Source organism: Maricaulis sp. W15 (assembly GCF_001924955.1).
GTDB lineage: Bacteria > Pseudomonadota > Alphaproteobacteria > Caulobacterales > Maricaulaceae > Maricaulis > Maricaulis maris.
On record NZ_LQXG01000016.1, the window covers coordinates 156,731 to 176,474 of the forward strand.

At 62.7% G+C, this 19,744-nt stretch carries 23 protein-coding genes; 14 read left to right on the forward strand and 9 right to left on the reverse strand.

All coding sequences use genetic code 11. The features are described 5' to 3' along the window. Positions 1-35: 35 nt before the first annotated feature. The gene (locus tag AWH62_RS08745) at positions 36-2,045 is read right to left on the reverse strand and encodes a transglycosylase domain-containing protein (RefSeq protein ID WP_075190096.1); all 2,010 of its coding nucleotides are present in this window, start codon (positions 2,043-2,045) and stop codon (positions 36-38) included. Between the two features lie 131 nt (positions 2,046-2,176). On the opposite strand from AWH62_RS08745, the gene AWH62_RS08750 reads away from it, so the two are divergent. Continuing rightward, a complete protein-coding gene (locus tag AWH62_RS08750) occupies positions 2,177-2,356 on the forward strand; it encodes a hypothetical protein (protein ID WP_075190097.1) in 180 nt (59 codons plus the stop codon). Here AWH62_RS08750 and AWH62_RS08755 read toward each other — a convergent pair. Continuing rightward, positions 2,344-4,227, reverse strand: coding sequence for a sodium:proton antiporter (locus AWH62_RS08755; RefSeq protein WP_075190098.1), 1,884 nt, complete (start codon positions 4,225-4,227; stop codon positions 2,344-2,346). The genes AWH62_RS08750 and AWH62_RS08755 overlap by 13 nt on opposite strands. Positions 4,228-4,293: 66 nt before the next feature. Here AWH62_RS08755 and AWH62_RS08760 point away from each other — a divergent pair, with 66 nt between their 5' ends. Further along, on the forward strand, positions 4,294-4,551 hold the full coding sequence (locus tag AWH62_RS08760; RefSeq protein WP_075190099.1) for a hypothetical protein: 258 nt from the start codon (positions 4,294-4,296) through the stop codon (positions 4,549-4,551). On the opposite strand, the gene AWH62_RS08765 is transcribed toward AWH62_RS08760, so the two are convergent. Then, positions 4,548-5,078, reverse strand: a complete 531-nt coding sequence (locus AWH62_RS08765; protein WP_075190100.1) for a hypothetical protein — start codon at positions 5,076-5,078, stop codon at positions 4,548-4,550. The two genes, AWH62_RS08760 and AWH62_RS08765, sit on opposite strands and share 4 nt — an antisense overlap. Positions 5,079-5,140: 62 nt before the next feature. Here AWH62_RS08765 and AWH62_RS08770 point away from each other — a divergent pair, with 62 nt between their 5' ends. Beyond that, a complete protein-coding gene (locus AWH62_RS08770; protein ID WP_075190101.1) occupies positions 5,141-6,136 on the forward strand; it encodes a glycerophosphodiester phosphodiesterase family protein in 996 nt (331 codons plus the stop codon). A 105-nt stretch (positions 6,137-6,241) separates the two neighbouring features. Here the strand turns inward: AWH62_RS08770 and AWH62_RS08775 are convergent, their stop codons facing one another. After that, on the reverse strand, positions 6,242-6,454 hold the full coding sequence (locus AWH62_RS08775; RefSeq protein ID WP_075190102.1) for a cold-shock protein: 213 nt from the start codon (positions 6,452-6,454) through the stop codon (positions 6,242-6,244). A 407-nt stretch (positions 6,455-6,861) separates the two neighbouring features. Between AWH62_RS08775 and AWH62_RS08780 the strand changes: the two genes are divergently transcribed. The 5 genes from AWH62_RS08780 (at position 6,862) to AWH62_RS08800 (ending at position 11,084) form a co-directional block, all read left to right on the forward strand. Beyond that, positions 6,862-7,155: a hypothetical protein gene (locus AWH62_RS08780; protein ID WP_075190103.1), complete on the forward strand. Its 294-nt coding sequence runs from the start codon at positions 6,862-6,864 to the stop codon at positions 7,153-7,155. 350 nt (positions 7,156-7,505) lie between these two features. Then, on the forward strand, positions 7,506-8,525 hold the full coding sequence (locus AWH62_RS08785; protein WP_075190104.1) for an aspartate-semialdehyde dehydrogenase: 1,020 nt from the start codon (positions 7,506-7,508) through the stop codon (positions 8,523-8,525). A gap of 104 nt (positions 8,526-8,629) precedes the next feature. Next, complete coding sequence (gene rarD, locus AWH62_RS08790) at positions 8,630-9,538, forward strand: EamA family transporter RarD (protein ID WP_075190294.1); 909 nt, start codon at positions 8,630-8,632, stop codon at positions 9,536-9,538. Positions 9,539-9,643: 105 nt separating this feature from the next. Then, the gene (locus tag AWH62_RS08795; RefSeq protein WP_075190105.1) at positions 9,644-10,603 is read left to right on the forward strand and encodes an alpha/beta fold hydrolase; all 960 of its coding nucleotides are present in this window, start codon (positions 9,644-9,646) and stop codon (positions 10,601-10,603) included. A 79-nt stretch (positions 10,604-10,682) separates the two neighbouring features. Next, positions 10,683-11,084 (forward strand): hypothetical protein, encoded by a 402-nt coding sequence (locus AWH62_RS08800; RefSeq protein ID WP_075190106.1) that lies wholly within the window; start codon positions 10,683-10,685, stop codon positions 11,082-11,084. Positions 11,085-11,112: 28 nt separating this feature from the next. On the opposite strand, the gene AWH62_RS08805 is transcribed toward AWH62_RS08800, so the two are convergent. Beyond that, entirely contained in the window at positions 11,113-12,252 is a 1,140-nt protein-coding gene (locus tag AWH62_RS08805; RefSeq protein WP_075190107.1) for a serine hydrolase domain-containing protein, read from the reverse strand. Between the two features lie 31 nt (positions 12,253-12,283). Continuing rightward, on the reverse strand, positions 12,284-13,159 hold the full coding sequence (locus tag AWH62_RS08810) for a PfkB family carbohydrate kinase (RefSeq protein ID WP_083635097.1): 876 nt from the start codon (positions 13,157-13,159) through the stop codon (positions 12,284-12,286). A gap of 46 nt (positions 13,160-13,205) precedes the next feature. Here AWH62_RS08810 and AWH62_RS08815 point away from each other — a divergent pair, with 46 nt between their 5' ends. Together AWH62_RS08815 and arsC are read left to right on the forward strand one after the other, a co-directional pair. Continuing rightward, positions 13,206-14,054, forward strand: a complete 849-nt coding sequence (locus tag AWH62_RS08815) for a CoA ester lyase (RefSeq protein WP_075190108.1) — start codon at positions 13,206-13,208, stop codon at positions 14,052-14,054. A gap of 85 nt (positions 14,055-14,139) precedes the next feature. Then, positions 14,140-14,493, forward strand: a complete 354-nt coding sequence (arsC, locus tag AWH62_RS08820) for an arsenate reductase (glutaredoxin) (RefSeq protein ID WP_075190109.1) — start codon at positions 14,140-14,142, stop codon at positions 14,491-14,493. A 10-nt stretch (positions 14,494-14,503) separates the two neighbouring features. Here the strand turns inward: arsC and AWH62_RS08825 are convergent, their stop codons facing one another. The 3 genes from AWH62_RS08825 to AWH62_RS08835 all read right to left on the reverse strand — a co-directional run bounded on the left by AWH62_RS08825 (position 14,504) and on the right by AWH62_RS08835 (position 16,571). Continuing rightward, positions 14,504-15,034: a DUF4166 domain-containing protein gene (locus AWH62_RS08825; protein WP_143742991.1), complete on the reverse strand. Its 531-nt coding sequence runs from the start codon at positions 15,032-15,034 to the stop codon at positions 14,504-14,506. Between the two features lie 10 nt (positions 15,035-15,044). Beyond that, on the reverse strand, positions 15,045-15,569 hold the full coding sequence (locus AWH62_RS08830) for a MarR family transcriptional regulator (protein ID WP_198928881.1): 525 nt from the start codon (positions 15,567-15,569) through the stop codon (positions 15,045-15,047). 93 nt (positions 15,570-15,662) lie between these two features. Then, positions 15,663-16,571, reverse strand: a complete 909-nt coding sequence (locus AWH62_RS08835; protein WP_075190112.1) for a hydrogen peroxide-inducible genes activator — start codon at positions 16,569-16,571, stop codon at positions 15,663-15,665. 122 nt (positions 16,572-16,693) lie between these two features. On the opposite strand from AWH62_RS08835, the gene AWH62_RS08840 reads away from it, so the two are divergent. From AWH62_RS08840 to AWH62_RS08855, 4 genes are all read left to right on the forward strand, one after another. Then, entirely contained in the window at positions 16,694-17,239 is a 546-nt protein-coding gene (locus AWH62_RS08840; protein WP_075190113.1) for a peroxiredoxin, read from the forward strand. A 92-nt stretch (positions 17,240-17,331) separates the two neighbouring features. Beyond that, positions 17,332-17,853 carry a carboxymuconolactone decarboxylase family protein gene (locus tag AWH62_RS08845; RefSeq protein ID WP_075190114.1) on the forward strand — a complete coding sequence of 174 codons (522 nt, stop codon included), beginning with the start codon at positions 17,332-17,334 and terminating at the stop codon, positions 17,851-17,853. A gap of 126 nt (positions 17,854-17,979) precedes the next feature. After that, positions 17,980-18,282 (forward strand): hypothetical protein, encoded by a 303-nt coding sequence (locus AWH62_RS08850; protein WP_075190115.1) that lies wholly within the window; start codon positions 17,980-17,982, stop codon positions 18,280-18,282. 112 nt (positions 18,283-18,394) lie between these two features. After that, the gene (locus tag AWH62_RS08855) at positions 18,395-19,669 is read left to right on the forward strand and encodes a dicarboxylate/amino acid:cation symporter (protein ID WP_075190116.1); all 1,275 of its coding nucleotides are present in this window, start codon (positions 18,395-18,397) and stop codon (positions 19,667-19,669) included. Positions 19,670-19,744: the final 75 nt, after the last annotated feature.

Here is a 19,744-nt window from a genome sequence, read left to right on the forward strand (position 1 = left end):
GCTGAAACACGGCCCATTTAACAGGGGATTGTCGGCTAGTCGCGTCCCCCCAGCCCGGACAGAAAAGCGCCGATCGGATCCTCGTCCGGCTCTTCCACCGGCACGGGTCGGGCATCTGCATCAGGCAGGATGAGCGTTTCGATGGTCGCGGCGGCGACTGGTGCGAGTGCCTGGACCGGACGGGCGGCCAGGCCAGTCCGTGGAGCCGCAGCCAGATAGGCCTGGAATATCCGCGCCGGTGGGCCACCGCCGGTCGCGCGCTCGGTTGGTGAATTGTCGTCATTGCCAGTCCAGACGACGGTGACAAGCTGGCTGTCGAAACCGGCGAACCACGCGTCCCGGAAATCGTTGGTGGTGCCGGTTTTGCCACCGATCGTCAGACCGGGCACGTCTGCGCGACGTCCCGTTCCCTGCCGGACATTGGTCAGGAAGAGGTCCCGCATGCGGGCCTGGGTCCGGGCATCGAGAACCAGCTGGCCAGCACTTGCCGGCGCCGCATAAACGAGATCGCCCGCGTCGGTTTCAATCCGGTCGATCCCGTACGCGCCTGCGCTCAGACCACCATTGGCGAACGGCGCATAGGCGCTGGCCAGTTCCAGCGGGGTGACCTCGAACACGCCAAGCGCCAACGACCGGTCGACCCGCATCGGGCTTTCAATCCCCAACCGCCGGGCCAGCCGGGCGACATGGCCACGACCGGTCTCCTCGGCGATCTGGACCGCGATCGAATTGGACGAGCGGATGAAACCTTCCCGCAAACTCATCTCGCCGCGATACTCGTCATTATAGTTCTGCGGCGCCCAGTCACCGATACGGACCGGTGCATCATTGCGCCGGTCTTCCGGTGTCAGGCCCGCTTCGAAGGCTGAGGCGTAAACGAAGGGCTTGAAAGCCGATCCCGGCTGTCGTTGGGCAAGAACCGCCCGGTTGAACTGGGACCGGGCATAGGAGCGACCGCCAACCATCGCGCGCACCGCGCCGTCATGTGCCAGCGAAACCAGGGCCCCTTCACCGGCGCCGGAGGCCAGTTCGTCATCACCAAGAATATCGCTGATTGCCCGCTCGGCAGCGCGCTGCGCATCGACATCCAGCGTCGTATGCACGACCAGGTCGCCATGCTCGAGGCCGGCGATCCCGCGCACCTGTTCGGCCGCCCAGTCGATGAAATATTGCGCACCCTGGCTGGACGCACCACGCGAAACCCGGATCGGAGTCCGGGCCGCGGCGATCCGTTCCTGCTCCGTAATCCGTCCGGTTTGCGCCATCAGGTCGAGGACAACCGTGGCCCGGGCCGCAGCACGTTGCGCATCATTGACCGGGCTGTATCGCGACGGCGCCTTGAGCAGACCAGCCAACAAGGCCGCTTCGCCAAGGCCCAGTTCGCTCGCTGGCCGCGAAAAATAGCGCAGGGAAGCGGCCTCAACACCGTAGGCGCCACCACCGAAATAGACCCGGTTGAGATAAAGCTCGAGGATCTCGTCCTTGCTAAACCGACTCTCGAGCCAGAAGGCGAGCATCATTTCCTGCACCTTGCGGCGCAGGGTGCGCTCGGGCGACAGAAAGAGGTTCTTGGCCAGCTGCTGTGTCAAGGTGGACCCGCCCTGCACAACCCGGCCGGCACGCAGATTGGCCACCATCGCGCGCGCCAAGCCAATGACATCGACGCCGGGATGGCTGTAAAAGCGCCGGTCTTCAACGGCCAGCACCGCATCGATGAGGTAGGACGGCAGCTCATCAACCGTGACTTCATGGCCATGCGCCGATCCGCGCCGCGCGATCAGGGCGCCGTCGTGATCGAGGAAGGTGATGGTGGCCGTCCGCTCAACCGCCTGAAGACCGCTGGTGTCGGGCAGGTCGCGGGCAATCGAGACAAGCCAACCGCCGACGACGAGACCGCCAATGATGATCAGGCAAGCCGCCATGCGCAGCCAGGGAAAGCCACCGGCGCGCGACCGCTTGCGCCGCGCCGGACGTCTGCGGCTCCGCGAGGGGGCCGCTGAACGGGCGCGTTCTGCTGCTTTGGACTTTCCGGGCCGGCGGGCCATGCTCGATCCTCGTCGCAAAACCGGTGATTTCATCTGCCTGCAACAGGGTTAATTCCACATGAAGGACGGCGTCTGCGGGCTTGCACTTGTTCAAGCCTGACTGCACGATGCGGCCAAAGAGGGACCTCATCATGTCAGTCAAGCGTTCACTTCTTGTCCTTGCCGTGCTTCTGGGCACAGTCAGCCTGTCAGGCTGCATCGCGATTTATGAGGGAACGGACGCCGTCTGCCCGCATGGCGATCCCAATGCTGACAACTGGCCCTATTGCGGCGGTGCCGCGCCTGGCGGCGCGCAGCCTTACGACGACTGATCCGGCACCTCACCGGTCGCGACGTCTGGATGTCCCGCTTCCGGAGGCGCAAACCGAATCAGGACCGTGCCCGCCTGGGCCGGCGCCTCGCGACCGGACCCCAGCAAGTGGAAGGTCCCGTTCGGTAGACGCGCAATCACCAGATCCGGCGTCTCACCGACCTCCTCGAGATAGGTCGCCAGCGGATAGTTCTCCGACAATTTGGTATTGCGGAAGCGCCAACCCTGCCACCAGTCGCGCGCCAGACCGTCATAACCGCGGCCGCGCCGGATTAATGTCCGACCACGCGCCGTATAGGCAATCGCACGCGGATCATCCTCGACCTTTTCGGCATCGACCGGCCCGTCAAAGCCGGACAGCTGGAACACGCGGCTGCGACCGAGCTCGGGGCCATAGTCAATACAGACCAGCGCGTTGTAGGCGTCATTGGGCGAGGCGGCGAGCAGGGCCGAGAAACGTGCCGGCTCCAGCCGCCAGTCAGCCGCCTCGGACAGGACTTCGCCGTAGTGGATATCATGACCGGCCAGCCGCGCAGCCCGCAGACGGCGCCAACTGGTGTCGGCAATGGTGACCGGCACATTCGCTTTTTTCAGCGCGTCGGCCAGACCCAGGCTCCACGGATTGGCACCGACGATGAGCAGGCGTTCCGGGCCGGTCTGGGACAGACCCAGCAGGCGAGCCAGCGGAGAGACGGCAAAACCACAGCCGAAGACACTGATGAAAATAGTGACGAAGACCAAGGGCGCCAGAATGGCAGCGTCCTCGCGGCCGACATCGATCAAGGTGGCAGCGAGATGCCCAGCCGCAGCCGCAGCGACCACACCGCGCGGGCCGATGATGCCGATGAAGGCCGTTTCCTTGAGGTCCAGCCCCGAGCCGAACGTCGCCAATGCAACGGAGAGCGGGCGCACGATCAGGATGAAAACCGCGACAAAGGCGAGATGCCAGCTGTTCAGGGCGAGCAAGTCGGCCGGCGCCAGATCGGCAGCGAGCACTACGAAGACACTGGCCACCAGGATGGAGGCAATACCTTCCTTGAAGCGGCGCATTTCCTCGATCGAAGCCAGGCGCGAGTTGGCGACAACGAGGCCGAACAGGGTCACTGCGACCAGGCCGGTCTCATTGGCGAGGGCGTCGGCGATCGCGAAACAGACCAGAACCGATGCAAGCACCAGCGGCGCCTTCATGGGTTCCGGCACCCAGCCGCGCCTGAATGCGCGCGACAAGCCCGTTCCGAAGCCGAAACCCAGAGCCGCGCCAATCACGGCACCGAAGGCCAGCGCCAGACCGGCCTCGGCCCAGTCCTGCCCCATGGCGGTCTGGCGGATCGCCTCGAACACGAAAACAGCAGAGAGTGCGCCGATCGGATCGTTGACGATGCCCTCCCATTTCAGCACCGACGCGATCCGGGCCGGAAGCTTGGCCTGACGAAGCAGAGGCAGGACAACGGTCGGCCCCGTCGTGGTGAGCAGGGCGCCAATCATGGCTGACAAATCCCAGGCAAGGCCGGCAACATAGTGGAGCGCCAGGACCGCGCCCGCCCAGCCGAGCGGATAGCCGAGAAACACCATGCGCCGCACCGGACCCGAAGCGTCGCGCAACTCTCGGAAGTTCAGTGTGATGCCGCCTTCAAACAGGATAACGGCGACCGCCAGGGCAATCATCGGGCGCAGATACTCGCCGAAAACCGCGGAGGGATGAACCAATGGCGCACCCGCCGCAAAGGCCCAGATCGGCCCCAGGATCAGGCCGGCCCCCATCATCAAAACGATGGAGGGCCAGCGCAGGCGCCAAGCCAACCACTGGGCCGCAATACCTGAACCGGCGATGAGTGCGATGGTCAGGGTGAGGTCAGGTCCGGTGTCTATCATGGCCAAGGTGTTAGCGCGTTTCGTTCCATTCGTCGCCCCGGAGGCGACACACCCGGGGAGGCAAAAATGGACACCCTGCCACACGAGGCCCAACTGGCCCTGACTTCATTCCTGATAGCCCTGGCGATTGGCGGACCGGTTGCCCTGATCGGGGCCGGCAACACCATCATCGCGGTCCGCTGGGTCGGAACTTTCATGGTGCGCCGACGCTTCACAACCGGCGTCCTGGTCAGCCTGCTAGGTAGCGCCGGCCTGTTCGGTTCCAGCCTGCTGGACCCGAGCAACGAACTCATCGCCAGCGTCATGAGCGGCTTGTTCGCCTAGGAAATGTCCTCTTCGGCATGAATCAGGTCGAACCCGATGGACCGACCGCCATAATCGCCGTTCTCATAGAGGTCAGCCTGGTCTTCGAACCAGCGGATCAAATGGTCATGCAAGCGTTGGAAGACGGTATCGAGGTCTGCTGTCTCCAACGGCAGACCGATATCAAAAACCGGCCCCTCTGCAATCGCGACTTCGACGTGATGGCCTTTTTTCGTGCATGTCAGAACAAGGCGGGTCCAATCACCGGTCCGCGACACCCGCACCGCAAGACCAAAACTGATCGGCCCCAGCGGCAGAAATCCACTGCCAGAGACCGAGAACGCGCCGGATCTGTGCGGCTGCGGCGACCAGGCGCCCTGTGGTGGAACGAGGTGGACACACGCTTTGCCCTCAGCGCCGAGGAAGCGGCAAAATCCCGTCGCGAGATTTTCCGCGACCGAGCGGATCACCGCGTAATTATCAAGCGAATAGCCGCCATAACGCTCGGCCGCGTCAGCGAGTTGGGCGAACCGGGTCTTGTCGCTCATTTGTCACTCCCGTGAGATACCGACACAAGCTAGTGTGCTGAACTGAAAAACGGGAGGGGGAAATGCGACAAATATTTATGGGTGTTGGGATTTTGGCGGGACTGGTGGCCTGTTCACCGAACACCGGGTCGCCGACAGGCCATGTCTGGACCACCCTCAACGGCGAAGCACCGCTAGTGATCGCCCATCGCGGGGCAAGCGGTGAACGCCCGGAACACACGATCGAAGCCTACACGCTGGCGATCGAACAGGGCGCCGACGTCATCGAACCGGATCTGGTGATGACCGCTGACGGCGTTTTGGTGGTTCGCCATGATCACTATCTCTCGACCACCACCGATGTCGCAGACCATCCCGAATTTGCTGACCGCCGACGCTTGCAGGGCGAGCAAAGCGACTGGTGGGTCGAGGACTTCACCCTGGCCGAGCTGCGCACCCTGCGGGCCCGTCAGCCGTGGGCACAGCGCGATGCCAGCTTCAACGACCGGTTTCTGATCCCGACTTTCGAAGAGGTGCTCGATCTCGCGACGGCCCACAATGTCCGTACAGAGCCGGAAGTGAAGGCCCCCGGACACTTCGTTTCGGTGGGGCTGGACCCTCTACCGGAACTGGTCCGCATCCTGCGCGAACGCCGTCTCGACACGGCCGACGCGCCGACCGCGATCCAGTGTTTCGAGCCGGACTTCCTTGCCCGCCTCAATGCCGAAATTGACACGCAACTTTTGATGCTGGTCTTCCCGATGCAGGAACTCGATCCCGAGGCTGATCCGCGTCAGCCGACGGTTTCACTCACCGATATGGCGGCTTTCGCTGACGGGGTCGGGCCGTCCAAGGCACTGGTCATCACGGCGGAGGGCGAAGATACCGGCTTCATCGCCCGCGCCCATGAGCTGGGCCTGGCCGTTCACCCCTGGACCTTCCGCGATGATGTCCCGGTCGCCGATGGCGTGACGATCGAGGACGAGCTTCGTCGCATCTACGCGCTGGGCGTCGATGGCGTGTTCACCGATTTCCCGGCGACCGCCGTCCGGGTGCGGGACGCAATGGGCGATGAATAGCCGGAAACCGGCAGAACCCGCCGAACAAAGAAAGCCAGACAAAGAAAAACGGCGCGGAGCTGCAGCTCCGCGCCGTCATCCAGATCTTGCGATCCCTGAACTGCCTTAGTCGGCAAGCTGCAGGTCAACCGCCTTCGGACCCTTGCCGCGACGATCCGGCTCGGTTTCGAAGGAGACTTTCTGGCCATCTTCCAGACCCGGCAGGCCAGAAGCCTGGACAGCCGAGATGTGCACGAAGACGTCATTGCCGCCCTCGTCCGGGGTGATGAAGCCAAAGCCTTTGCTCTGGTTGAAGAATTTAACGACACCTGTAGCCATTAGAGGGAACCTTCCCAGTATGCATGCCCCGCGTCCGGGCATAAAATGAAGTCAGTATCAGCGTCCTGACACCGGTATTACGGACGTAGAAAGTCGGGGAAGGCTGAAGTCTATGGGTCCGATGGGACCCTGCCACGCAAAACATGAACAGGCATCGGGTAGGCGATCAGTATTCCGTCCGGCCAGTTCGGCCGCCCGTCCCGACTTTTATGCGCACGAATTCGCCTTCAAGGCAAATGAAACTCCTGTGGCACTTCACGATTGCAGGGTCATAATCAAGACGACGGAGCCTTGCGCGATTTTGGGATCGCGCTCTGATATTGCTCCATCAACAGCGCCTGTCGGAGCCATCAATCACGCCCCCGCCCCGCCAACCGGCAAAACGCGCTGCCCAGCGAGGACATGCCATGACCCGACGCCGCTTTCTTGATCGCACCCGCCGCAATCGTGAAGAACAGGCCCGCTCGGGTAAGTCTTTCAACCCGGCGACGATGATCCGCCTTGCGTTCTTCGGAGTCGCCCTCGTCGTGGCCGCCGCGGTCTATGTCGGCTTCTGGCGTCAAGGCGAGACGATCTATGATGGTCCTTGGGGATTGATGCAGCGGCTGATCACGCCGCTCTTCCTAGGCATCAACGCGCTTGAACTGATCGTGGTGGCCCTGGTCGCGCTGGTCGCCTGGCGCATATGGCGCCGGCTCTAGCTCGCGGACACGTTGGCCCTGCCGGACGCGCTCAAGCAGTAACACCAGATTGCCAACCGCATCCCAGGAGAACCCTGCCTCCTTGCCCGCGCCACTTCTCAAGCCGTCTTACCGCCGGTTGAAGTCGCATCAGGCTCGCGGCCACCACGAAACACAAACACACCCGAAATCGGGATAAATACAGCTAAACCATCCAAGAATTTTGGCATGCATGCCGCCTTCCGACAAAATTTTGCCCCACCGAGGCACGCAATCCTGTCATCGCCACTAGCCAGCGCCGCATCCCGGGTTTAATGCGTCAGTCGACAGAGCCAGTCGACAACACAGGCACGCAGAAAGGTCATCTCGCAATGGGCGTCAAAGTAGCAGTGTTCGGAGCAACCGGAGCCGTCGGCAAGGAAATGCTCACCATCCTGGCGGAGCGCCTTTTCCCCGCTGATGACATCCATGCCTTGGCCAGCCGCAAGTCGATGGGCGTCGAACTCTCCTACGGCGACCGCACCCTGCGCTGCAAGAACGCCGAAACCTTCGACTTCTCGAGCGTCGACCTCGTCCTGATGTCCGCCGGTGGCGATGTGTCGAAGGAATGGACGCCGAAGATCACCAAGGCCGGCGCCATCGTGGTCGACAATTCCTCAGCCTGGCGCATGGATCCGGACGTGCCGCTGGTGGTGCCGGAGGTCAATCTGGGCGCCCTCGACGGCGTGAAGAAGAAGGGCATTGTCGCCAATCCGAACTGCTCGACCATCCAGCTTGTCGTCGCGCTGAAGCCGATCCATGACCGCGTCGGCATCAAACGCGTCAATTGCGCAACCTATCAGTCGGTCTCCGGTGGTGGCCAGGCGGCAATGGACGAGTTGTGGACCCAGACCAAGGGTATCTACGTCAACGATCCGATCGAACCGCAGGTCTTCACCAAACAGATCGCCTTCAACGTCATTCCCCACATCGACACCTTCATGGAAGACGGGTCCACCAAGGAAGAGTGGAAGATGATGGTGGAGACCAAGAAGATCCTCGACACCAAGATCAAACTGTTCGCGACCTGCGCCCGGGTGCCGGTATTTGTCGGCCATTCGATCGCGGCCCATCTTGAACTCGACGGACCGATGTCGGCCGGCGAGGCCCGCGATCTGCTGCGGGAAAGCCCGGGCCTGATGGTGATCGACAAGCGCGAAGACGAAGGATACATCACGCCGGTCGAAAGCGTCGGCGAGTTCGCCACCTTCGTATCGCGGGTCCGTGAAGACCCGACGGTCGAGAACGGACTTGCCCTCTGGGTGGTGTCCGACAATCTTCGCAAGGGCGCCGCCCTCAACGCCGTGCAGATTGCGGAAGGCCTGCTGAACAAGGGCCTTATCGGTCGCTGACGCGACTGCGCACGGCGGCGCAAGCCTGCCATGCACAGGAAGCGGGTCGCCATCGACAAGCAGGCTCCCTATGTGCGGTGGACGACATCGACCAAGGAGCCCGCATGTCCACCGACACTTCACACGATATGCGCCGCGCCTTGGCGGCTGGGCTGTCCGGCTATCTGATCTGGGGCGTCGCGCCGCTCTTCTTCCAGACACTCGACTTTGCCAGCGCCCTGGAAATCATCCTGCACCGGGTAATCTGGGCGGTGCCATTGCTAGCGGGTTCCCTCGCCCTGTCCGGCCGCTTGCGGGCCGCGCTGGGCGTTCTGGCCGACCGCCGAACCTTGTTGACCCTGCTCGCGACGTCATCGCTGATCTCTGTCAATTGGTGGGGTTTCATCTATGCGGTCAATTCGGGCCATGTCCTGCAGGCGTCACTGGGCTACTATATCAACCCGCTGATGAGCGTCGCGGTGGGTGTGATCATCCTGCGCGAACCGCTCGGCCCCTGGCGCATTGCCGCGATCTCACTGGCCGCGCTCGGCGTCGCCAACCAGATCCTCACTGTCGGCGAAGTGCCGTGGATCTCGCTGATGCTGGCGACCACCTTCACCGCTTATGGCTATTTGCGCAAAGTCGCCGCCGTGGATGGCCGGGTCGGCCTGCTGTGGGAGACGCTTTTCATGCTGCCCTTCGCGCTGATCGCCTTTGCCTGGTTGCAAACGAGCGGCGCCGGACATTTCCTGGAAACGCCCCTTCAGACAGCCCTCCTCGTCGCTGCCGGCGCAGTGACGGTCATCCCGCTCCTGCTCTATACGATCGGCGTGCGCGGGCTGAGGCTATCGACGATGGGTCTGCTGCAGTTCATCGCACCGACCTTGCAGTTCTCGATCGGCGTCATGAGCGGTGAGACCTTCGAAACCGGCCACCTGATCACCTTTGCCTTCATCTGGGCGGGTGTCGGCTGCTTCACCTGGAGCCAGATCCGTCGTGAGCGCAAATTGGAAGCCTTGGCCGAAGAGACCTGAGACGCTGTCGCTGACCTTGACCGGCACGCCTCACTGCCTTCTCCTGCCCGGGATCCGGCAATGATTTGATCCGGAAGACGTATCTGGCTGCGACGAGGCCCATCCATGCGTGATTTTCCGGCGCCCCGGCGCATCGCCAGCAATGGCATTGAGCTCTCCGTGCATATCTCCGGGCCAGACGATGGCCAGCCGCTCCTGCTGGTCCATGGCTGGCCGGAACTCGCCTACTCCTGGAAAAACCAGATCCAGGTTCTCGCCGATGCCGGCTACCGCGTCATCGCGCCGGATTTGCGCGGTTTTGGCGGATCGGATTGCCCGGACGGCGCCGAGAACTACGACATCGACACAATGATCGCCGACCTGACCGGCCTGCTCGACGCGCTGGGACATGACAAGGCGGTCTGGGTCGGTCATGACTGGGGCGGGATCATAACCTGGCATGCGGCCATGCTGGCCGCTGACCGGTTTGACGGCGTGATTGGCGTCAACACACCCCACCTTCCGCGCGGCGCGCAGGCCCCGACCGATGCCTTCCGCGAGATCGGCGGCGAGGATCACTATATCCTGCGTTTCCAGGAGCCCGGCTATGCCGAAAGCGTGTTCGAGGGCAAGGAAGACGACTTTTTCGCCTTCATCTTCGGTTCGCCGCCCAAGATCGGAAAACTTGAGGATTATTTCCCCGACATCACCCATATTCCCGCCCAGTTCGAGAAGTTTGAAGGGCGGGCCGAGAAGCGGATTGTGGTGCGCCCGGAAGACCGAGCCGTCTATGCCGACGCCTATCGCCGGACCGGCTTCGGGCCCGGCATCAATCTCTACCGGAATTTCGACGCCAACTGGCAGCGCATGGGCGGGGTCGACCATCGCATTGCCCTGCCCTGCCTGATGGTCTCGGCCGAACTGGATTTCATGCTGCCTCCCAAACTGACCGGCTGGATGCCGGCCCTGTGCAAGGATGTCGAATTCGCCATCATTGAGGGTTGCGGTCACTGGACAATGTGGGAAGCGCCCGACGAGTTGAATGCCTATCTGCTGGACTGGCTGCAGCGTCGTTTCCCTGCCTGACGCCGCTCGCCGGAAAATCGTTTAGACCTTCGGCGCTGAACAGGTCTATCATCGGGGCGGGCGAGCACCGGGGAGCCTGATGGGCAAGGCTAGCTGGACGATACTTGGCAGTCTGAAGGTCGCGGAACTGGTGTTCGGCGCCGAAACCACCATGCTGAACCTGCGCCATGCGATCGCCGAACTACCGGGCGCTCCCGGCTGGCGATCGAACTTCGATTTGCTGCTGATCATCGATGATCTAGCGACGCTGGAAACCTTCACCCCCCAGTCCATGAAAGACCACCAGGTCTTCATGCGCGGCTGGAATGAGCGCTATCGCCAGGGCCACTCACCCAAGACAGCCCTCGTCTGCGCCGATGATCTCAAACGGATCATCCCGGAACTCTGGTCCGCCATGACTCGCGAGGGATGGAAGACGAAGATCGAGGTCTTCACCAACCGTGCGGAAGCGCTGGCCTGGCTGGCTGAAGATCAGGCCTGATTCATCCGCTCAGCCGACATTGATCGCGCTATAGACAGCCGTAAACCGCTTTGATGATCCGGACCGGACGCGGGTCGCCGGCGAGATGGTGATGCTGGCGGTTCATGACATAGGCGCCGGTCAGATTGTGGACCGGATCGGCAAAGGCGCAGGATCCGCCCCAGCCGGAATGGCCAACCGTCTCCGGGGTCGGGCCATAAAAGCCCGGCTTGGTATTGCGCATCACCCCGGCACCCCATGACAGGTCGAAAGGCAGGACCTTGTCCGGCCCGCTGACACGCTCCTTGACCAGATCCGCCAGCGTCGCCTCGGAGATGAAGCGCTTGCCGTCCAGGCGGCCGTGATCGGCATAGACCCTCATCAGGCGCGCCAGGGCGGCCGCGGTTGCATGGGCATTGGCGGCAGGAAACTCGGCCTTGCGCCATTCCGTTGCCCCGCGCCGACCCGGTGAGGACCAGGGCTTCAGAAAGGCCAGTTCGCGCGGCAGATTGCGCTCCCCAAGATCGGGAACCTGGCGCGGCATGGCGTGTTCCGCAGTGCGTCCATGTTCGCTTTCAGGCAGGCCGACACGGAAATCAATACCGCGCGGTCCGCAGACTTCCTCGCGCAGGATAGCACCGATCGACCGCCCGTCGGTCCGACGCACCAACGCGTCGGTGATGAAGCCGAAAGTGACCGGGTGATAACCCGACCCAGTGCCGAGTTCCCAGAGCGGCGTCTGCGTGGCCAGCCTGTCTTCAATCAGGGCCGCATCGAACCAGTCGCCGGCATCCATCTCCTCGGCAATCCCGGACAGGCCGGCCTGGTGCGAGAGCGCCTGGGCGACCGTGACGGCGGATTTCCCGCCGGCGGCGAATTCCGGCCAGTAGTCAGCGACCCGCGCGTCATAGGCGAGCAGGCCCCGGTCGACGAGGCGAGCAATAACCAGCGCCGCAATTGCCTTGCCGGTGGAATAAACCGGAACCAGCGTGTCGGCCTGCCATGGCGCCGATTTCTTGCGATCCGCCCAACCGGCATGGATATCCACGACCAGTTCGCCTTCGAGGCTGAGGGCAAATGCGGCGCCGATCTCGTCCTGATCGGTCCAATTGGCAAGAAAGGCGTCGGCGACCGGTTCGAAACCGGTGGCGACATGGCCGTTCAGGGCAGGCAGAGTGTCCGTGTTCATGCACTCTGGCTAACGCGCACCGCTGCGGCGATCAAGCGGTCTGGACCGCCTCGGCCTCCAGCGTGACCAGCGGCGTGACCAACACGTCGGCGGCGGCGACGAGCGGCAATTCGGGCGCCGCCCATTCCTGCGCCCGCATCACAAGGCTGACGGTTGCGGCAACGGCTTGTTCAAGGGCGGTTTTGGCATCATCGCCGGCAATGATGTGGGCAATGAAGGCAGCGGTCAGCGCATCACCCGTGCCGTTGGGGGCTTTGGGCAAGCGGTCGTGCGTGACCAGCCAAGCCTGCTGCTCATCAACATAGAGCACCCCGATCTGGCCGTGCCGCGGCAGGGAGGAGACCAGGACCGGGCGGGCCATTGCGCGGGCCGCGCGCACCATCGAGGCGAGATCGGTGAGGGGCCGTCCGGTGATATGGCCAAGCTCGAACAGGTTGGGCGTGACCAGATCGGCACGACTGATCAGCTGATCCTTGATGGCCGCCGCGATGGCGGGGGACACATAAAGTCCGCCCGGCGCATCGCCCATAATCGGATCAACCACGACGAACGGTTCTCGCGAAAAGGCCTTCACGCCCTTGTTGACCCGGCGCCCCTTGCGCACCACATCGATCACGGCGGCGGCGTCGAAAATCTGTCCGACATCCGCGAAATAGCCGGTCAGGACAATATCCGTGATATCCAGTAGGCCCTGATCCGAAATACCCGACAGGATGCCCTCGAACTGATCCTGCTCGACGGGACCACCACCTGGCGCGCCCCAACCGGGATGCCGGCCGTAAAGCACGGTCGGGACCAGCATGGTGTCGATTTTTGCCGCGTTCAGCACGCGCTGCGACGCCCCGCCTCCGACCATGGAAGCGGCGACATGACTGGAAAGGATCAGCGCCATCGGCATGGAAAGCATGCTATATCCAAAACCTCACCGAGCAGAAGCCCCCGGAAACGACTTGATGCGCCGACTGATCCGCTCCGCCCTCTTTGTCCCCGCATCGAAACCGCGCGCGATCGAGAAGGCGGCCCATGTCGGCGCCGACCTGCTGATCCTGGATCTCGAGGACGCAGTCGGACCGGATGAAAAACTCGAGGCGCGCGAGCTTGTCGACGACACGATGCGGCAATGGGATGTGTCGGGCGCAATCAGGGCCGTTCGCATCAATTCGCTCGAAACGGAGTGGGGCGCCGCCGATATCCGCGCCACTGCCCGGGCCGACGCCATTGTCCTGCCCAAGGTCGAGCAAGTTGGCGATCTGCATGCCGCCCGTTCGGCGCTCAGTTCACACGGCTCTTCGGTACCGATCTGGGCCATGATCGAAACGCCGCGCGCCCTGCTCGCGCTCAACTCAATCGCCAGCGCGGTTGGTACCGGGCTGGCCGGCCTCATTGCCGGCACCAATGACCTGTGCAAGGAGCTTCGCTGTTCATCCGAGCCGGACCGGCTCGCGCTGGTGCCGCATCTGGTCAACATGGTGTGTGCAGCAAGGGCCCGCAGCCTTTACGTACTCGATGGAGTCTACAATCATTTCCGCGACCCGAAAGGGTTCCGGGCCGAGGCGGAACAGGGCCGGGCGCTCGGTTTTGACGGAAAGACGCTGATCCATCCGGGACAGGTTGATCTCGCCCATCTTTATTTTGGTCCGACCTCCCGGGATCTCGAACAGGCGGCAAAGATCGTCGCGGCCTTCGCTGATCCCGACAACGCCGGCAAAGGCGTGATTTCGCTGGATGGCAACATGGTGGAACGCCTGCACCTGGAAGCGGCGCGAGCGCTGCTCTCGACGGCGAGTGAAAACGATTCCTGAGCGGTAAAATGCAGATGAAACGCAGGCCCAGACTTGATGTTGCAGTACAAGACCGGCTTTCATGGCTGTTCTTGAGGGACACCAAATGACCGATTCGACCATTATCTGGCACAATCCGCGCTGTTCAAAATCGCGGCAGACCCTCGCCTTGCTTGAAGCGCGAGGCGGCGATCTGGAAGTCCGTGACTATATGGACGACACCCCCAGCGTGGCAGAGCTGAAAGCCGTGATGAAGAAGCTGGGCTTTGTTTCAGCGCACGAATGGCTGCGCAAGGCTGAGCCGGATTATCGCGAGCTGGGACTTAAGGCCGTCGAGGATGAGGAAGCCCTGTTCAAGGCGATGACCCAATATCCCAAGCTGATCGAACGCCCGGTCGTCATCCATGGCGACAAGGCCATGATCGGGCGCCCGCCAGAGCAGGTCCTCGAGCTTTTCTGAGCAATGACGCTCATTCTTCCGCCGGCCGCAATTCACCGCGATAGCGGATGATCTGCCCGAGCAATGGCAGGCGCAGCATCACGTCGAACCGGTGTGACTGCACATCGCCCCGCTCGCTCGCGACAATCGTCGGGGCCAGTACTTGCGGCAACGCGATGCCCCACAGGGCCACGTCACGCTGACGAAAACGCAGCACGCCCGCATCCATGGCCAGTGCAAAACTCAGTCTGAACGGCCCGAAACGTTCGACCAATAGCCCGGCCTCGCGGCCCTGCCAGGTCGCAAAATGGCGGCCATCATACCAGCGCTCAAGGAGTTCTCCGTCGCCGTCACGGCTGACACGGACAAGAGCCGGCTGGCCGGCGCCGGCACGCGGCAAACCGAGCAGCATTGCCACGAGATGGGCCACGGGATTGCCGCCGCGCTCTATGTCGACATGCCCCTCCAGCAGGATCGCCGGATCCGGCGCATGCAGGAGGCGCGTCACGGCGGGCAGGCTATCCCAGTCCCGCCCCAGCAGGGCTTGATACAGATGGCTCATCGGCGTCACCTCAGCCGCCGACGAAACGGGCGATACGGCTGCCCATCTGCATCAGTTTGAGCAAGGTGCCCTGGGGCAATTTTCGGATCTGGGCATACCAGCCGGTCAGATTGCCGACAAAACCCTCCATCCGACGCAGGCGTTCGACGGCAAGCCGCGGCGTGTCAGGATCCTGCTCGGCAGCCTCCGCGCATTCCCGCAATATCTCGATCATCGGATCGATTTCGCGCTGTTTGCGGGCCTCCGCGATCGCCATCAACATGTCCCACGGCTCGTGTGTGGCACTGAAGTGATCGCGCCGGTCACCCAGCACATGCTCTCGCCGGACCAGGCCGAGCGCCTGCAATTCCTTGAGCGAGTTTGAAACATTGGACCGGGCGATCTGCAGCACCTCGGTGATATCCTCGGCATGCAATGGCGCGTCAGCGAGATAGAGCAGGGCGTGGATCTGCGCGATGGAGCGATTGACGCCCCAGCGAGCCCCCATTTCTCCCCAGTGGAGGACGAAGCGCTGCATTGGCGCGGAGAGCTTCATCATGGTCGCCTTCACCCATTTCTGTCTGGACAGAAACTAGCAAGTCCGGCAGGCCGTGTCGCGTGTCGTCATGCCGCAGGCCGGGCGGGCCAGCTAAGCCCCGTCCGGGGCTTCCAGGATATCGCGGATCGCGTCGCCCAGCTGGATCGCCTCGTCGGCACGGGCCGAGCCCTTGCGCCAGGCCACGCCAATCTCGCGGCCCGCCACCGGCGGATCAAAAGCGCGGACCTCAAGCCCCATGCGATCAACAAGGCCGGCATCTACCGCCATACGCGGCAACAGAGTCGCGCCAAGACCCGACTTCACCATGTGGACGAGGGTGTGCAGGCTGGTCGCAGCAAAGTCGGACCGGGCCGAGCCCGTCGAGCACGCCGCGAGCGCATGATCGCGCAGGCAATGCCCGTCCTCCAGCAAGAGAAGTGGCTCGTCTGCAAGATCGGCAGGCGACAGGGTTTTGCGATGCGTCAGGGGATGGTCCGGAGGCGCCGCAAACAGGAATTCGTCCGACCACACGGCATGGGTTTCAATCATCGGCGCGTCATAGGGCAGCGCCACCAGCGCCGCATCCAGGCGCCGATCTCGCAGCGCGTCAAACAGGCGATCGGTCAGATCTTCGCGCAAGAAAAGTTCGATATCGGGAAAGCGGGTCCGCAGGGCCGGCAATACTTGCGGCAGCAAGAAGGGCGCGATCGTCGGGATCACGCCGAGCTTGAAGGGGCCGGCCAGGGGCTCGCCAGCTGCCTGGGCGGCGATCACCAGGTCTTCGGCCTCGGTCATGACCCGCCGCGCCCGCTCCAGCACAGCGTCGCCGGCCGGCGTCAGGACGGCACCGCGCGCGCCGCGCTCAACCAGAACCGTCCCCAATATCGTCTCCAACTCCTTGATGGCAGCGCTCAAAGTGGGCTGGGTGACAAACACCGCCTCGGCCGCGCGGGAGAAGCTTCCATGCTCGGCCAGGGCGATGATGAATTGTAGTTGGCGAAGGGTCGGGAGTTGGGTCATGCGTATTGATAATACCTATAGGTTCTCCAAAAACAATCCATTGGATTTATTATATGCGGCGCAGCATATCGACGCCATTCCAAGGTCGGCAATCAAGCCGCCACGTCCAAAGGAGAGACAGCATGCTGGGTATCGGCGAAAAGCTTCCCGAGTTTGAAATCACAGGCGTGAAGCCGGGCTTTAACGCCCATGAAGAGAATGGTGAGTCGGCCTTCGAACCGATCGACCAGGACAGTTTTGAAGGCAAGTGGAAGGTCATCTTCTTCTACCCGAAGGACTTCACTTTCGTCTGCCCGACCGAGATCGTCGCCTTTGCCAACCTGGCCGAAGAATTTGCCGATCGCGACGCGATCGTCATGGGCGGCTCCTCGGACAATGAATTCTGCAAGCTGGCCTGGCGCCGCGAGCACCCGGATCTCGACAAGCTCGGCATGTGGCAATTTGCCGACACGACCGGCTCGCTGATCGACAGCCTCGGCATCCGTTCCGACGCTGGCGTCGCCTACCGCGCCACCTTCATCGTCGACCCGCACAATGTCATCCAGCACGTCTACGTGACCAATCTCAATGTCGGTCGCAATCCGGAAGACACGCTGCGTGTCCTCGACGCCCTGCAAACGGACGAGCTGTGCCCGTGTAACCGCCCGCTCGGCGGCGACACGCTGTAACCAGCCCCGGTTGGCGGGCCATCCCCACCCCTTGGAGGGTCCGCCACCAATCCCGTTTCACGCCGCAACACCCGACCAGACAGGAAGACGCCATGTCGCTTGATACCCTGAAGAATGACCTGCCCGAATACGCCAAGGACCTGAAGCTGAACCTGTCTTCGCTGGCCCGCGAAACCGAACTCGACGAGCAGAAGAAATGGGGCACATTCCTCGCCTCCGCGCATGCGGTCGGAGAGCCGAAATTGCTCGCCGCAATCAAGGCGGAAGCCGATGCCCATCTCAGCACGGAAGCGATCAACGGCGCCAAGGCGGCCTCCGCGATCATGGGCATGAATAATGTCTATTACCGCTTCATCCACCTGTCGAAGAACAAGGAATACGGCTCGCTGCCGGCCAAGCTGCGGATGAACATCATCGCCAATCCCGGTGTCGACAAGGCCGATTTCGAGCTTTGGTCACTCGCCGTTTCGGCGATCAATGGCTGCGGTCTCTGCATCGACAGCCACGAGGCCGAATTGCGCAAGCACGGCCTGAGCACGACGCAGATCCAGACCGCGGTCCGGATCGCAGCGACGGTCAACGCCGTCGCAGCAGTCCTGTCCGCCGAGTCCTGAGTATCGGCCTTTCCGCGACAATTGGGGTGAGCCTCAATGCTCGCCTCAAAGCGCTGAATAAAGATGGCTAACCGGGGTTGCCAACAGCGTTGTTGAATCCTGTAAAAAAGTCCGTATAATGAGCGTATGTCTCTTATCGATCATACGCTCGACCCGCTTCCGCGCCGTACCACTCGCACCGACCATGATGTCCGTGGCGGGCGTGTCTGGTTTTCAACAGACACGATCGACCGCGCCCGTAGCTATAACGACATCTCCTGGCTGCGTACGGCCCGGACCGCGATTTTCGGTGCCGGACTGATCACACTCGGCCTGTTGCTTGGCAGCGGCGGCGGCACATCGCTGTTGATCCTGGCTGGCATCGGCGCAGTTGCGTTCAACCTGCCAGCGCTGATCCTGAAGGCGAGCTACACCGCCAAGGCCGGCTGAGTCCGGCCGCTCCCGGCCAACAAACCCAAAAGATTGACCGCGTCGGCCCACCCACTAGTGTGCGATCCCAACAACGCGCCCATGCGGCGTGCATGGATCGGGGAGAGACTTCATGGGTTGGTGGTTCAAGGTCAAATTGTGGCAGCGCGTGCTGGCAGCACTGGTGCTGGGGGTCGTGTTCGGTCTGGTAGCCTCCGGCACGATGGGCCAGGACGCGGCCACGCAATGGATTGACACCTACATCCGCCCGGTTGGCCTCTTGTTCATCAATCTGATCCGGATGCTGATCGTTCCGCTGATCTTCACCACGCTGGTCGCGGGTGTCATCGCGATGGGCAAACCATCCAAACTCGGCTCGCTGGGTATCAAGACCATCGCGCTCTATCTCGTGACAACCTTTTTCGCGAATGTCATCGGCCTCACCTTCGGCACCCTGTTCCGGCCGGGTGCCGGGGTGGATTTGGCAGGCGTCGAAGCGGTGCCGGTCAACACCGATCCGCCATCGGTCACTGAGCGTCTGCTTGAAATCGTCCCGACCAACCCGATCGCCGCGCTCGCCGACGGGGATGTGTTGGCCATCATCTTCTTCTCCCTTTTCCTTGGCGTCGCCATCCTGTCGACGGGAGCCGCCGGAAAGCCGCTCGGCGATTTGTTCAACTCGGCCTCGGAAGTCGTTCTGAAAATTACCCATTATGTGATGGAGGTGGCACCGTTCGGGGTCTTCGCCCTGGTCAGTTACACCGCGGCCAGCCAAGGCCTCGAAGCGCTGCAGTCCATCCTCGTACTCATTACGGCGGTCTATCTCGGTCTGATCGCCCACGCGGTCATCACCTACGGCATTCTCGTCCGCGTGATCCTCAACCTGCCGCTGATGCGTTTCTTCCGCGGCATGACCGACCCGATCGCCGTGGCCTATTCGACCGCCTCGTCATCGGCCACCCTGCCGGTGACCATTGCGGCCGCGTCCGACAATCTCGGCGTGAAGAAGTCCGTGGCCGGGTCGGTCCTGCCGCTCGGCGCGACCATCAACATGGATGGCACGGCACTCTATCTGGGGATTCTCGCGCTCTTCACGGCGCAAGCCTTCGGTTATGATCTCACCTTCATGAACTATGTGATGATCGCCTTCACGGCGGCCATCGTGTCCATCGGCGCAGCGGGCATTCCCTCCGCCTCTCTCTTCCTGCTCGCCATCGTCCTTGAGACCTTCGGCGTCACGCCCGAACACACCGCGATCATCGTCGGCTTCATCCTGCCGGTTGACCGGATCATGGACATGGCGCGCACCGCCGTGAACGTGACCGGCGACGCCGCCGTCGCCACCGCGGTCGCCAAATGGGAAGGCGAGCTCGACGAAGACCGCTTCCGCGACCCGGCCGTTATCTAAGCCCGCTGCCATTCACATTGAACCCAAACGAACCGGCCCTCCACCTTCCCTGATACGGGCGATATGGAGGGCCGA